Origin of the sequence: Alicyclobacillus mali NBRC 102425 (assembly GCF_001570745.1) — a bacterium.
GTDB lineage: Bacteria > Bacillota > Bacilli > Alicyclobacillales > Alicyclobacillaceae > Alicyclobacillus > Alicyclobacillus mali.
The window spans coordinates 50,888-64,296 of record NZ_BCSG01000004.1 but is presented as its reverse complement, the minus strand read 5'-3'; the positions used below and the strand labels follow the sequence as shown (position 1 = coordinate 64,296).

Here is a 13,409-nt window from a genome sequence, read left to right as displayed (position 1 = left end):
CCCCTTTCACCGTGATGATGGTCCGTCCTGTCACGCCATCCTGGCGCTCCGAAACCATTCAATTGCGCGAAGCAAGGCGTCTTCCACGGGCGACTGCGGCAGCCCAAGCTCCCGCACCGCCTTGGACGCGTCGAAATACATCGGCTCCCTCGCAAGCCGCACCCCGGCCACAGGGGCCCGCGCCGGCCGCTTCATGAGCGGCGCCAGAACCCGCTCGTCGATCACGGCATACGCCATGGCCGCGAAAAATGGGATTCTGAGCCGCGGAGGCTTCCGGCCGGCAATCTCCGCGATGAGCCGGACCAACTCCCCGAAGTGCATGTTCCGATTGCCGAGAATGTACCGCTCGCCCGCGCGTCCCCTCTCATACGCGAGCAGGTGCCCGATGGCCACGTCCTCGACCGCCACAAGGTTCAGCCCCGTCTCCACGTAGCCAGGCATCCTGCCGAGCATGGTATCGAGCACAATGCGGCCCGTCGGCGTCGGCTTCACATCGTACGGGCCGACCGGCGTGGACGGATTGACGATGACCACGTCCATCCCCTCCGCGGCCGCCTGCATGACGAGGCGCTCGGCGAGCACCTTGGTGCGCTTGTACGTGCTCACGACGCGGTCGGGATCGTTGAAGCCGTCCGCTTCGGTCGAGGGCTGGCCGTCGTGTCTCAGCTTGACCGCGGCGGTGGAACTCGTGTAGACGAGCCGCGGGCCACCCGCCTCGCGGACCGCCTCGAGCACGCGGCGCGTCCCCTCGACGTTCGCCGCGTACATGAGCGCGTCATCGCGCGGATCGAGCGAGTAGTGCGCCGCCACGTGAAACACGGCGTCGCAGCCGTCGATCCCGGCGCGCAAGCCTTCGCCGGTGGCGAGATCGCCCTGGATCATCTCCGCGCCGAGCGCCTGAAGGTGCGGGGCGCGGCCGGGATCGCGCACCAATGCGCGCACGCGGTGGCCGTGTTCGATCAGCACCCGGGCGACGTGATAGCCCACAAAGCCGGATCCCCCGGTCACGAACGCCAGCAAGGCCATTCCCTCCCGAAAGCGCGAAGCGTGCGGCGCGCCTGGAGTGCGCGCGCGGGCAGACACAGCGCGCTTCGCCACGTGGACGGCCGCCACGAGGCGAGGGCTTCGCCGGCCTCGTCCAGCACCACGCGGACGACGACAAACGGAATGCCCGCCTCGCGGGCCACGCGTGCCCACGCGAACGTCTCCTGATCGACCGCCGACGCCTCGGACCGGCGGGCCAGTTCGCGCTTGTCCGCCGGCGTGGAGGCGATGCGCTCGACCGACACGATGCGACCGCCGATCTGCGCCGATCCGCCGTGGGCATCGGCGAAGCGCCGGGCGAGTTCGCACAGCCGCTCGTCGAGGGCAAGCGGCGCGCGGGAGCCGTCCGGCGTCACCGCCTCCGCCGGCAGGACGAGATCGCCAAGGCGAAGCGCGGCATCAAGCGCGCCGCACACCCCTGTGCCGACAATGAGCGCTGGTCGCTCCGCCCGGACGAGCCGCGCGAGCCCATCCGCTGCGCGAACCGGCCCCACGCCCGTCGAAGCGACGCGCCAGCCGGGGCGGCGCGCCAGATAGTCAAACGCCGCGCGCTCAAACCCGAGCGCGGTGACGACGAGCAGGCTCACGAGGCGAAGAACCACCGAACCAGGCGCCAGGTGTCGCTCGGCGTGAGGGCCTTGAGCGCCGCCATCTCGTAGCCCGAGTGCATCATGCAGCTCGCACAGCGGGGATTCTCGCCGTAGCCGAACTCGTCCCAGTTGGTCTTCTCCATCATCTCCTGGAACGTGTCGTAGTGCTCATCCGTCAACAGGTAGCAGGGGCCTTTCCAGCCCTTCGGGTTGCGGTTCGGCATTGCCCACGGCGTGCAGCGCAATTCCCGCTTGCCCTGCAGGAAGTCGAAGTAGATGGGCGTGTCGTAAAAGCGGATGCGATCCCCGCAGCGCGCCATGATGTCCTGGACGAGCTGGTGCACTTCCTTGCGGTGCAGAAAAATGTCGCTGTTCGACGGATCCACCTCTTCGTACGTGAACGCCGGCGACACGATGCAGTTGTCGACGCCCATGTCCATGAGCTCCAACAGGAGCTCTGCCGTATCCTGGGCACTCGCGCCCTTGTAAAGCGTGGTGTTGGTTGCGACGCGGAATCCGCGCTCCTTCGCCGCTTTGATGCCCTTCATCACGATGTCGAAGACGCCCTTGCGCTCCACCATCTTGTCGTGGTGTTCGCGCTTGCCGTCGAGATGGAACACAAAGGTGAAGTTTGGGTGAGGTTTCAGCTTGTCGAGGACCCGATGCAGCAGAATGCCGTTGGTGCAAAGCATGACGAGCTTCCGCCGCTCCAGCATGCCGTTGACAATCTCGACAATCTCCGGGTGCACGAGCGGCTCGCCGCCCGCGATGGACACGGCGGGCGCACCACATTCGTCGATGGCCTTGAAGCAGTCCTCTGCGGTCATCCGCATCTTGAGGACGTCCGGGCTCTGCCGGATCTTCCCGCATCCCGTGCAGGTCAGGTTGCACAGCTCCGTCGGCTCGAGCATGAGGACCATCGGATACCGCTTGATTCCCTTGACTCGGTTTTTCGCCAGGTACTTCACCATGTCGACCGTTGCGGAGAACGACTGTCGCGCCATGCCAATCCCTCCTCCTCAATCCGATTCGACACATGAATACGTAGAAAAAAGGCCATCTAAAGGAAAGGATATCCCTGGTTTGACGCGATCGCAAATGGCCTCACAAGGCGCTTGCGCCTCAGGTCACGCGCCCCCGCGCGTCCACCCACGCTTTCAGCCCCCGCGCCTCGAGCCATTCCCTCAGCCATCCCAGGACGACGACGGGCTTGCCGCGCAAGTCGGAGAAATTGCGGCAGCCTGTGAGCACGAGCAGGGCGCGCAGCCCGAAGTGCATCTCTTCGATAAAACGATTTAGTTGCTCTTCTACGTTGGGCTGCGTCACCAGGCGGACGAGCGGCCCCGCGATGCCGACCGCGCTCGCGCCAAGCGCCATGGCCTTCGCGACGTCGAGCGCCGTGCGAATGCCCCCGGAGGCAATGACGTCCGCACGGTCCCCGAGCACCGCCTTCACTTCGCAGAGCGATGCGGCCGTCGGCAGCCCCCATTGGTGCCAGAATTCGTCGATCTCGGCGCCCCGTCGCCAAGCCTCGACCGCAATGAAGTTCGTCCCGCCAAGGCCGCCCACGTCGATGGCGCGCGCGCCGGCGTCCGCAAACCGGACGGCATCCTCCGCCGAGATGCCTTGCCCCACTTCCTTGGCAATGACGGGCACACCCACGCCCTGTGCAACCTCCGCGAGCGCAGGGAGCGCCCCTCGAAAGTCGCGATCTCCCTCCGCCATGAACAGCTCCTGCGCAGCATTGAAATGGACCTGAAGAAGATCTGCCCGCACCAGCTCGACGGCCTTCCGCGCGCGCTCCACCCCGGTGCCCATGCCCACGTTGGCGATCACGACGCCGTCCTGATGGATCTCCCGCACGACGCGGTACGTGTAGGCCACCTCCGGCGAGGAAAGACCAGCTGAAGCGGAGCCAAGCGCCATGGCCAGGCCAAAGCGCTTTGCAGCCTGTGCGAGCTTACGATTGATGTCATACACCTCGTCGGCGCCGCCCGTCATCGCGTTGATGATGATCGGGGATTCCAGGCGCTTGCCGCAGAGTTCGGTGGCCAGGGACACGTCGCCCCAGGCCACCTCCGGCGCGGAGCAGGGCAAGAGCGAAACGCACTCAAAACCGTTCGAGACGCCCGCCGGATCGCCGAGCGATTGAACGGCGTGCACGTGCTCGACCTTGCGCCGCTGCCGGACGTCGCGCGTCAACGTCATACGGCCTCCCTCTTTCCGTCCGCCAGCCCGCCTGTCGTCACGTGCCAACCCGATTCAGCGCTTGCGGCACCTGACCGGATTGGCGCGCGAGTTCCAGCGCGTCCTCCACAATTCCGTCCGCGTCCAGGCCCAGCCGATGCAGAACTTCGTCGCGCCCGCCGTGCTCGATAAACTGATCCGGCACGCCTTTTCGGCGCATCGGCACCATGGCGCCGCGGTCGGCCAGCAGCTCGGCCACAGCCGATCCCATCCCGCCGGCGAGCGACGCCTCCTCCACGGTGAGGATGGGCTTGCCCGCCTTCGCCAGACTGAGCAACAGCTCCTCGTCGAGCGGCTTCACGAAGCGCAGGTTCACGACCGTCGCCTCGATCTGGTGCTTGGCAGCGAGGCGTTCCGCGGCCTTCATCGCCTCGGCCACCATCGTCCCCAGCGCCACGATGGTGAGATGACGGCCTTCGCGCAGCACCTCGGCTTTCCCCCAGGGCAGCGCGTGCAGGGGTTCGTCCATCGGCACGCCGACGCCGTCCGCGCGCGGGTACCGCACGGCCACCGGCCCGTCGTGCTGCGCGGCGGTGAACAGCATGTGGCGAAGTTCGTTCTCGTCCTTCGGCATCATGATGGACATGTTCGGCACCGTGCGCAGGTAGGCGACGTCGAAGACGCCCTGGTGCGTCTCTCCGTCCGGCCCGACGATCCCGGCGCGATCGACCGCAAACACGACAGGAAGGTTCTGAATGCAGATGTCGTGGATGGTCTGATCGTATGCTCGCTGCAGGAACGTGGAGTAGACGGCGAAGATCGGCCGCTTGCCTGCTGCCGCAAGCCCCGCGCAAAACGTCGCCGCGTGCTGCTCCGCGATGCCGACGTCGAACGTGCGCGTCGGAAACTCCTTCTGGAACTTCACGAGACCGCTGCCCGACAGCATGGCGGGCGTGACGACGACCAGCCGCTCGTCCCTTCTCGCCATCTCCGCGACCGTCTGCGCAAACACGCTGGTGTAAGAGGGCGCCTGATTCGGCTTGGCCGCGCTCGGCCACGCGTGCCACTTGTCCTCCGAGTTCTCCGCTTGCGGATACCCCTTGCCCTTCTCCGTGAGGACGTGGAGCAGAATCGGGCCTTCGAGTTCCTTCACCCGCTCCAGGACCGGAATGAGCTGGCGCAGATCGTGCCCATCGATGGGCCCGATGTACTTGAAGCCGAAGCCCTCAAACGGCGTGATGGGCAGGATCATGTGCCGCGCCGCCTCCATGGCGCGATCCAGCACCTTCGTCACCTTCTGGCCAACGTTGCTCAGGTGGCTCAGAAGGTGGTCGATGTCCTGCTTGGCGCGCGCGTAGTTCGGATCGGACCGAAGCCGGGTGAGGTACTTCGACACCGCGCCGACGTTATTGGAGATGGACATCTCATTGTCGTTCAAAATGACGATGAGATCGGTGCCGAGATCGCCCGCGTGGTTCATGGCCTCCATCGCCATGCCCCCCGTGAGCGCCCCATCACCGATCACGGCGATGACGTGGTAATCCTCGTTGCGCAGATCCCGCGCGACGGCCATGCCGAGAGCTGCCGAGATGCTCGTGGACGAGTGGCCCGCCCCAAATGGGTCATGCTCGCTCTCGGACCGCTTCAGGAATCCTGCCAAGCCGCCCAGTTTGCGCAGCGTCGGGAACATGTCCTTGCGGCCCGTGAGGATCTTGTGCACGTATCCCTGATGGCCGACGTCCCAGATGATCTTGTCTCGAGGGCTGTCAAACACGCGGTGCAGCGCGATGGTCAGTTCCACGACGCCCATGTTGGCGCCAAAATGCCCGCCGGTCCTCGAAATCGACGTGACGAGAAAGTCGCGAATTTCCTGAGCCAACGTCACCAACTGCGACTCGCTGAGCTTTTTCAGGTCTTTTGGGTCGTGAATGGAATCGAGTAACGTAGTCAACACCTCGATTACACCAGAGTGTGAAACTGACGCCTCCGCCTCAGGACGTTTTGCACAGGCAAATCCGCGCGCTCACACCCCCTCATCTTCAATGGGTTCCGCATCATGAATTTATAAAGCCTGATCTTATCTGAAAGCGTACCAAAGTCAGGTGTGGAACTGCAATTGCGCTGCGGAACTTTTCGTGGTACCAAACAAGCAATTTGGAACACTTCGTCCGACCTGCCTGTGTGAGGCGGCGCGCACACCCGGTGCAGAAGCCCTCGATGTTGTATATGCAGGCGCGGACGAGCGCATGCGCCGCCGAGGCAATCAAAGGTGAATCAGCCTTAACAGCGCAAATCCGCCGTACGAGATGGCGAATGCAGACCCCACCATGCCCATGACGACGGCTGCAAGCACTCGCAGCGGGCTCCACCGCAAGATGTTGCCGATCGCGAGGCACGCGTACGCTCCGAGCAATGGACACAGAGGCGCCAGGACCCAGACGCCGAACTTTCCGTATTTGCGCGAGAGCGCCTCGGCTTTTTCCATCCGCCTGCGCAAAAAGCGAAACCTATGCATCATCTGCCGAAACCCCACCATGAGGATGGGGACGGCAATCATGTTGGCGAGGATCGAGATGCCCGCGCCTGTCGGCGGATCGAACCCGAGCGGAATGCTGGCCGCCGCCGCGGGCTGCGCCTCCAGCACGATGGACGTGCCGATGAGCGATAGTGTCGGCCAGACGCGGCCTTGGCTGAATCCCAGCGCAAGACTTCCGGCAAAAAAGAGAAAGGAGGTCAGGGCGCCGTAGAGCATGAGTCGCCAGAACGGGAGCCGAGCCACCATGGAGGTCAACGAACGCGTCAAGCTTTCACACCTCCCAGGCGTGATCGGGCGAGGAGACGTCTTGCAGCGCAGAGGATGCGACGCGACAAGCGCGGAAGACCGAGAGGAGGAACCGATGCGCCTTCTGCGTGCATTGTACCTCAAACGCCCATCGAGCGATCCGGCTTGGTCCATTTGCATGTGTACGGCGCTCGCCCCGCGTCCATGCGCAAACACACCCCGGGCCGGATCCTCAAAATTTGATGAAATTTTGAGGATTCCCCTCGTATGTTGGAACTGCAGGACTCGCGACCAGTGGAAGGTCCGCGCCTGTGCCACATGAGACGCCGGGTGATGATGACGTGCGCACCGCGAAGAAAACGCTTCACCTGCTGGCTTCTGAGAATTCCGAGAAACCCTTGTGCTGCAAAATCGCTCTGGTGGCGTGTGCTTCCGCGGCAGCCGCTTCCGCAAGCCTTACGATACTGGAAGTCTCCTCAGGAGATCATCCTTCATCGCAAGCTCCAGGCGCCCGCTCCCGCGCGGCCTCGGTTCATTCCGTCCTTTCGACGGACGCATCGCCGCGCGGCCCGGGTGGCGCCCTTTCCGTCGCGGACCTCGGGTGGGCAACCCTGAATTGGTCGGGCTACGCGCTCACTGCAGGGCACTATTGGGACATCTCGGGCAGTTGGGTCGTCCCTGCAGTCAATCCCTCGGGTAAGAACTCCTACTCCTCGACGTGGATCGGCATTGATGGATTCAGCAACAACGACCTGATTCAGGTGGGCACAGAGCAGAACTACGTTGACGGACACCCTCAGTATTTCGCCTGGTGGGAAATACGCCCCATTCACCCCACCGAAATCATCATCCCAAGCATGGCCATCGCGCCGGGCGACGCCATGTACGCGCGCATTCACCGCGGCACCCGCGGCAGGTGGGTCATCACGCTCGACGACCTCTCGCAGAACGAGCAATTCACCCTCGCGCAGCCATATCAAGGCCCAGGGGCATCGGCGGAATGGATCCAGGAGGCCCCTGAGATTCGCGGCCGCGTGTCGGCGCTCGCGAATTACGGGACTCTGACCTTTGTCCCGGAGACGGTCAACGGGCGCGCACCCCGCCTCACGCCTTCCGAAGGCGGATACATGGTGGACGACAACCTCATCATGTCCGTGCCCTCGAGCCCAAACCCAGAGACGGGAGGTTTCGAGGTGTTTTACGTCGCCCCTGCGTCTCATCGCGAGCAGACATTGCTCAGCTCGCCCGGCGTGTGGCCACCTCCCGCGCCTCGCCTGGAACCGTGAGGATGGAGCAGCAAAGGCGCTCCGCCAGGGGCGCACCTGAATGCCCTGACGCGCCTGCCTCCAGCTTTCGAAACAAGTTCGAGGCGGATCGGATACAATGTGGTGAGTTGCGAGAGACACAAGGGGGCAAGGTGCTCGTGGGGAAGCGTTATTTGGACGAGATCGACTTGATGCGGGCGTTTGTCATTCTCGGCGTGCTCACCGTGCACACGCTGTCCTTTTTTAATGTGCTCAACAGCGATGGCACGCCAGGCTTTTACACGCTCGGCGCGCTCATCACGGCGACGCACTTCACCCGCGAGACGTTCATGTTTGTCACGGGCCTCGTGCTCTTCACCACGTATCTTCAGCAGGACCCGTTCCATCCGCTTCCTTTCTGGCGCAAGCGATTCCAACTCATCGTGATTCCATACGTGGTTTGGACCCTCGCCTACATCGCGTTCGTCGCGCTGTTGACGCCAGGATTCTCATGGACATGGTCCAACTTGGTCCCTGCCATCATCCACAACCTTCTCACCGGAAACATGTTCTTCCTGTATTTTCTCGTGGTCTCCATGCAGCTCTACCTGATCTTCCCGCTCCTGCTTCACGGTGTTCGCAAGGCGACCAAGTATCACGTTCATATTCTTGTGGCGAGCTTTGTACTCGAAATCTGCCTCATGTGGCTCAACCAAAACGTGTTCGACACCCTCACGCCCAACGGTTGGCCCAAGTGGCTGTACGACCTGTACACGTACCGAGATCGAAATCTGCTGATGTACCAGTTCTGGTTCGTCGCGGGCGGCGTCTTGGCGTGCCACTATGATCAGGTGGCAGCGTGGATGGAACGCCACCGCAAGGCGCTCTTTGTCACACTTGCCGCTTCGCTCGGCATCCTGTTCGGACACTATTTCCTGGAGCGATTGGTTCTGCACGACGGCGAGGACGACGCCGAACTCGTCCTGCAACCCATCATGGTCCCGTACAGCCTCATGGTGACCTGCGCCTTTTGGTACGCGGGCATGGCATGGTCCAAGCGCAAGGATCTGCCCGGATGGCGAGCCTTCTCGCGGTTCGTGCGCGTGGCTTCCCAGACCTCGTTCGGCATCTACCTCATTCAACCGTTTCCGCTGTACGCGATGGAGGTCGTGATGGACGATCTCGACGGCCGAGGCATTCCCATGTGGCTTCACTACGCGCTGTTGCCCGTCGCCGTCTTGTTCAGCTACTTCTCCTCGATGCTCGCCGCGTACATCCTGATGAAGATCCCGGTGGTGTCCTACGTGGTGGGCCGCAGAGCCCATATCCGCCGCCATAGGAGCGAGGCCGTCCGCCAGGCCGCCTGATGGACGAGGGGCGCATCACGCGCGCCCCTTCTCCACCACCGCCTTCAGCGTCACGTAGTCTGTCTTCCCGCTGCCGAGGAGCGGGAATTCCTCGATGACCCTTATCTCCGCCGGCACGTGCATGCGCGAGTAGCCCATGCGATCGACGAGATCGCGGATGGGCGCGAGCGTCAGACCCTTATGGGTGGTGACGAGCACGATGCGCTCCCCGCGCGCCGGATCCGGAATGGAGACGGCTGCAAAGGCCGGATCGCCATACGCGCGCGCCGCCAGTTGCTCCACCAGGTTGAGTGAGATCATCTCGCCCGCGATTTTCGCAAACCGCTTGAGCCGGCCCACAATGGTCACGAAGCCGTCCTCGTCCACGTCGACGACGTCCCCCGTGTTGTACCAGCCCGTCTGTTCCACGAAGCCCTCCCCGTGAACCAAATAGCCCTTCATCACGTTGGGCCCCTGCACGTGCAACAGTCCCCCTTGCTCGATCCCGTCGACGGGCTCCAGCCGATAGCGAATGCCCGGCAAGAACCGCCCGACCGACGCCTGCTTGTGGTTGATGGGGGTGTCCAGGGACATGATGGGCGAGGTCTCGGTGGCGCCGTAGCCCTGCATGATCTGAAGCCCAAACTTCTGGAGCCACGCCTGCTCCACCTCCGGCTTGAGCCGTTCCGCGCCAGCCACGGCGTAGCGGAGATGCGCAAACTGCTCAGGCGTCGCGTTCTGCCCGTACTTCTCGAGGAACGACGACGTGCCAAACAGGATGGTCGACTGCTCCTGCCCACAGATCTCGGGGATACGCTTATAGTGAAGCGGCGACGGATACAGATAGACCTGGATGCCTGCGATGAGTGGAAGCAGCGCCCCCGCCGTCAGCCCGAACGAGTGAAACATCGGCATCGCGTTCAGCATGCGGTCTTCGGTGCCAAAATCGATCACGGACCTGGTCTGTTGGACGTTGGCGTAGATGTTCCCGTGCGAGAGCATCACTCCGCGCGGGCGATACTCGCTTCCCGAGGTGAAGAGGATAATCTCGTTGGATCCGGGATGCGCCGGGCGCTTGCGGCGGAACGCCCACAAACCGGCGAGCTTCGCGCCAAGCCCAATCTGCTTGCGCACGTCCTCCATGTAATGGAGCTTGTACCTCGCCGTGAGCGCCTGCTCCAGCTCCTGCAGTTGCCCCTTCTCGATGAACTCGCGGGACGTCAGGATGGTATCGACACCCGCGGTCTCACACGCGTCGACGACCGTCTGCACCCCGCTCGAGTAGTTGAGCATCACCGGAGTGAGCCCTGCGTAAAACATCGCGAACAGGACCACGACGTGGCCCACCGAGTTCGGGAGCATGACCCCGACGCGTTGGCGCTGAATCGTCCGGCGAAGCGCGGTGCCGAGCACGTAGCTTTGGAGCAGCACGTCGCGATACCGCGCGCTGCCCATCATGTCCTTGACGATGACGCGATCGTCCCCGTAATACGACGCGGACTGCACCAGCTCGTCGAACAGGTTGACCGACGCCGCAGCGCGAGGCCCCATGTAACTTTGGAGCAGAAAGTCCTGCAGGGTGTCGAGCGCCGAGCGCGGGTCGTCGAACGGAAGCGGGTGTTCCTCGTCGATGACGAGCGAATGACCGTACACAGGAATGACCGGGATACGGCGCTCCGTCGCGTAGCGGGCGACAGCCTGAAATCCCCGCTGATCCGTGTCCAGCGCGACGAGCACCGCACCCGTGGACAGCGCCTCCATGAGCGGCTTAAGCGTGATGGGCCTCTCCGCGTCGATCACGCCGATCCGCCGCGTCCCGAGGGCTGCCCCGTACCGCTCCTGCACCTTGGCGTTTGCGAATACCGGCACACTCGCCGGAAAGAGCGCAAGCGTCTCGTGGAACCGCGTGTAGAGAGTGACGTTCAGAAGATAGATGGAGGGCGTTTCCCATCGTTCATCAGAAGATAACGCTTTCATAGTCATCTCCTATCACATCGCAAATCGGGCACTTGTGGCACCAGTGTAGCACGGCTCGCGTCATTCGGATACGCCCATTTATGGTATGCTTGAGCGGACGAACATTTCTGACGAGTGGGAGAGGTCCTTGATGAAGTTCTCCGAGATCAAGTATCAGCGGCCGGATTTGGCGGCGCTGAAACACGACGTCCAGCGGCTCATCGACGAATTCGAGGCTTCCACCACGCCGGAAGCCGCGCTCGACGCACTGCAGGAAGTGAATCGACTGCGCATGGACTTCCAGACCATGTTTGAACTCGCGTACATCCGCAATTCCTTGGACACGCGGGACGAGTTTTACCGGGCGGAGAAAGCGTTTTTTGACGAGGCATCTCCGGAGATGGAAGCGCTCGAGACTCGGCTCCGCAGGGCGCTCATCGCCTCGCCCCATCGCAAGGCGCTGGAGGAGCGCCTCGGCGGTCAGTGGTTCCGGCTCGCGGAGGTGCAGACGAGATCGTTCGGCGATGAAATCGTGGAAGACATGCAGCAGGTCAACGCGCGCGTGACGGATTACAACCAACTCGTGGCGAGCGCCCGCATTCCGTTCGGCGGCGAGACGTACAACCTGAGCCAGATGGGGAAGTTCACGGAATCGCCCGACCGCGAGACCCGGCAAAACGCCGTGCGCGCGATGTTCGGCTTTTTCGCGGAGCACGGCGATGCGTTCGACGAGATGTACGACGATCTCGTCCGCATGCGCACGGCCATGGCACAGAAGCTTGGATACGAAAACTTTGTGCAGATGGGCTACGATCGCATGAACCGCACGGACTACGGCCCGCAGGAAACGGCGGCGTTCCGCGAGGCCATTCGGAAACACATCGTGCCACTCGCCGCCGAGATTCGCGACAAACAGCGCGAACGCCTCGGCCTATCGTCCCTGCGCATCTACGACACCAACCTCTGGTATCGGGATGGCAACGCCAAACCGAAGGGCGATCCCAACTTCATCCTGGAGAACGGCAGGCGCATGTACAAGGAGCTGTCCCTGGAAACGGACGCGTTCTTTCAGTACATGCTCGACAGCGAACTGATGGATCTCTTGAGCCGCGAGGGCAAGCGCGTGGGCGGCTACTGCACCTTCATCCCCAACTTGAAGGCGCCGTTCATTTTCGCCAATTTCAACGGCACCCTGGGCGACGTGACCGTCCTCACGCACGAGGCCGGGCACGCATTTCAAGCGTATCAGTCGCGCAACATGAAACTGCCCGAGTATTTCTTCCCCACATCGGAGGCAGCCGAGATCGACTCGATGAGCATGGAGTTCTTCACTTGGAAGTGGATGCCGCTCTTCTTCCAGGAGGACGCGGACAAGTTCTTTTACACGCACCTGGCGGATTCCGTGGTGTCCATCGCGTACATGGCCGCGGTCGACGAGTTTCAGCACGCCGTGTACGAGCGCCCGGAGATGACGCCTGCCGATCGCAAGGCCAAGTGGCGGGAACTGGAGCGCATCTACATGAACCGGGGCGATGAATTTTACGAGGGAATGCCGTACCTGGAGGAAGGCGGCCTGTGGCAGCGCCAGCTCCATATCTACAACTACCCTTTTTACTACATCGACTACGCGCTCGCGCAGGTGTGCGCGCTGCAGTATTTCCTCTGGATGCAGGAGAATTCCGCCGAGGCGTGGGAGTCGTATCTGCGCCTCTGCGGACTGGGGGGCAGCCGCTCGTTCCTGGAACTGGTCAGCGAAGCGGGCCTGCGCTCACCCTTCGAAGAATCGACGCTGGCGGACGTGGTACCGCGCATCCGAGACGTGCTACGCCATCTGGAAGCCAAACTGCCGTCCTGAGCGAATCTCGTGACCACTCGCCGGAAGTGGCCCCCGGAGCGGACCTTCACCGCCTGGCCACCTCCCGTGCCGGGCACGGCGACACGCCCCAGCCCTGACCGGCTGGGGCGTTCTCACCGCCTGCGGGCCAGCCACCACACCAGCGCGACGATGGCGATGACGAGAATGAGCGTGAACGGGATGTGGCGCGCAATGCCGTAGCCGATGCCAAAGCCGAGCCCGTGCACCAGCCCGTTCACAAACATGTGACCCAGGCCATAACCTCCGTAACCGTAGCCATAGCTATGAGAAAAGAAACCTCTCGAAAACGCATGCGACGCTCCAAATCCTCGGAGCCACCACATGTTCCGTCCCCCTCAATTTTTACGTGGCTTTCACAAAAACGGGGCCTTTTCTTCATATGCA

11 protein-coding genes are annotated in these 13,409 nt (G+C 63.0%); 3 read left to right on the top strand and 8 right to left on the bottom strand.

Annotated elements, in window-relative coordinates:
• Positions 1-30: 30 nt before the first annotated feature.
• The 6 genes from hpnA to AMA01_RS02950 form a co-directional block, all read right to left on the bottom strand.
• Positions 31-1,026, bottom strand: a complete 996-nt coding sequence (gene hpnA, locus AMA01_RS02975; protein WP_231862799.1) for a hopanoid-associated sugar epimerase — start codon at positions 1,024-1,026, stop codon at positions 31-33.
• Positions 1,005-1,646, bottom strand: a complete 642-nt coding sequence (locus AMA01_RS02970) for a phosphorylase family protein (RefSeq protein ID WP_231862798.1) — start codon at positions 1,644-1,646, stop codon at positions 1,005-1,007. Before AMA01_RS02970 ends, hpnA begins: the two co-directional genes overlap by 22 nt.
• Positions 1,628-2,638 (bottom strand): adenosyl-hopene transferase HpnH, encoded by a 1,011-nt coding sequence (gene hpnH / locus AMA01_RS02965; RefSeq protein WP_067847053.1) that lies wholly within the window; start codon positions 2,636-2,638, stop codon positions 1,628-1,630. Before hpnH ends, AMA01_RS02970 begins: the two co-directional genes overlap by 19 nt.
• A 118-nt stretch (positions 2,639-2,756) precedes the next feature.
• Positions 2,757-3,842, bottom strand: a complete 1,086-nt coding sequence (fni, locus tag AMA01_RS02960) for a type 2 isopentenyl-diphosphate Delta-isomerase (protein WP_231862797.1) — start codon at positions 3,840-3,842, stop codon at positions 2,757-2,759.
• Positions 3,843-3,879: 37 nt separating this feature from the next.
• On the bottom strand, positions 3,880-5,775 hold the full coding sequence (gene dxs / locus AMA01_RS02955) for a 1-deoxy-D-xylulose-5-phosphate synthase (RefSeq protein WP_067847050.1): 1,896 nt from the start codon (positions 5,773-5,775) through the stop codon (positions 3,880-3,882).
• Positions 5,776-6,084: 309 nt separating this feature from the next.
• The gene (locus AMA01_RS02950) at positions 6,085-6,624 is read right to left on the bottom strand and encodes a small multi-drug export protein (RefSeq protein WP_231862796.1); all 540 of its coding nucleotides are present in this window, start codon (positions 6,622-6,624) and stop codon (positions 6,085-6,087) included.
• A gap of 290 nt (positions 6,625-6,914) precedes the next feature.
• Between AMA01_RS02950 and AMA01_RS02945 the strand changes: the two genes are divergently transcribed.
• Both AMA01_RS02945 and AMA01_RS02940 read left to right on the top strand, forming a co-directional pair.
• On the top strand, positions 6,915-7,889 hold the full coding sequence (locus tag AMA01_RS02945) for a G1 family glutamic endopeptidase (protein ID WP_231862795.1): 975 nt from the start codon (positions 6,915-6,917) through the stop codon (positions 7,887-7,889).
• Positions 7,890-8,026: 137 nt separating this feature from the next.
• Positions 8,027-9,214: an acyltransferase gene (locus tag AMA01_RS02940; protein ID WP_067847232.1), complete on the top strand. Its 1,188-nt coding sequence runs from the start codon at positions 8,027-8,029 to the stop codon at positions 9,212-9,214.
• A gap of 15 nt (positions 9,215-9,229) precedes the next feature.
• Here the strand turns inward: AMA01_RS02940 and AMA01_RS02935 are convergent, their stop codons facing one another.
• Positions 9,230-11,170 (bottom strand): AMP-binding protein, encoded by a 1,941-nt coding sequence (locus tag AMA01_RS02935; protein WP_067847048.1) that lies wholly within the window; start codon positions 11,168-11,170, stop codon positions 9,230-9,232.
• A gap of 130 nt (positions 11,171-11,300) precedes the next feature.
• Between AMA01_RS02935 and AMA01_RS02930 the strand changes: the two genes are divergently transcribed.
• Positions 11,301-13,004 (top strand): M3 family oligoendopeptidase, encoded by a 1,704-nt coding sequence (locus tag AMA01_RS02930; RefSeq protein ID WP_067847046.1) that lies wholly within the window; start codon positions 11,301-11,303, stop codon positions 13,002-13,004.
• Positions 13,005-13,117: 113 nt separating this feature from the next.
• On the opposite strand, the gene AMA01_RS02925 is transcribed toward AMA01_RS02930, so the two are convergent.
• Positions 13,118-13,348, bottom strand: coding sequence for a hypothetical protein (locus AMA01_RS02925; RefSeq protein ID WP_067847044.1), 231 nt, complete (start codon positions 13,346-13,348; stop codon positions 13,118-13,120).
• Positions 13,349-13,409: the final 61 nt, after the last annotated feature.

Excerpts from the sequence above, each read along its gene's own strand:
- hpnA (WP_231862799.1), bottom strand. The coding sequence starts at position 1,026 with ATGGCCTTGCTGGCGTTCGTGACCGGGGGATCCGGCTTTGTGGGCTAT.
- hpnH (WP_067847053.1), bottom strand. The coding sequence starts at position 2,638 with ATGGCGCGACAGTCGTTCTCCGCAACGGTCGACATGGTGAAGTACCTG.
- fni (WP_231862797.1), bottom strand. The coding sequence starts at position 3,842 with ATGACGTTGACGCGCGACGTCCGGCAGCGGCGCAAGGTCGAGCACGTG.
- AMA01_RS02935 (WP_067847048.1), bottom strand. The coding sequence starts at position 11,170 with ATGAAAGCGTTATCTTCTGATGAACGATGGGAAACGCCCTCCATCTAT.
- AMA01_RS02930 (WP_067847046.1), top strand. The coding sequence starts at position 11,301 with ATGAAGTTCTCCGAGATCAAGTATCAGCGGCCGGATTTGGCGGCGCTG.
- AMA01_RS02925 (WP_067847044.1), bottom strand. The coding sequence starts at position 13,348 with ATGTGGTGGCTCCGAGGATTTGGAGCGTCGCATGCGTTTTCGAGAGGT.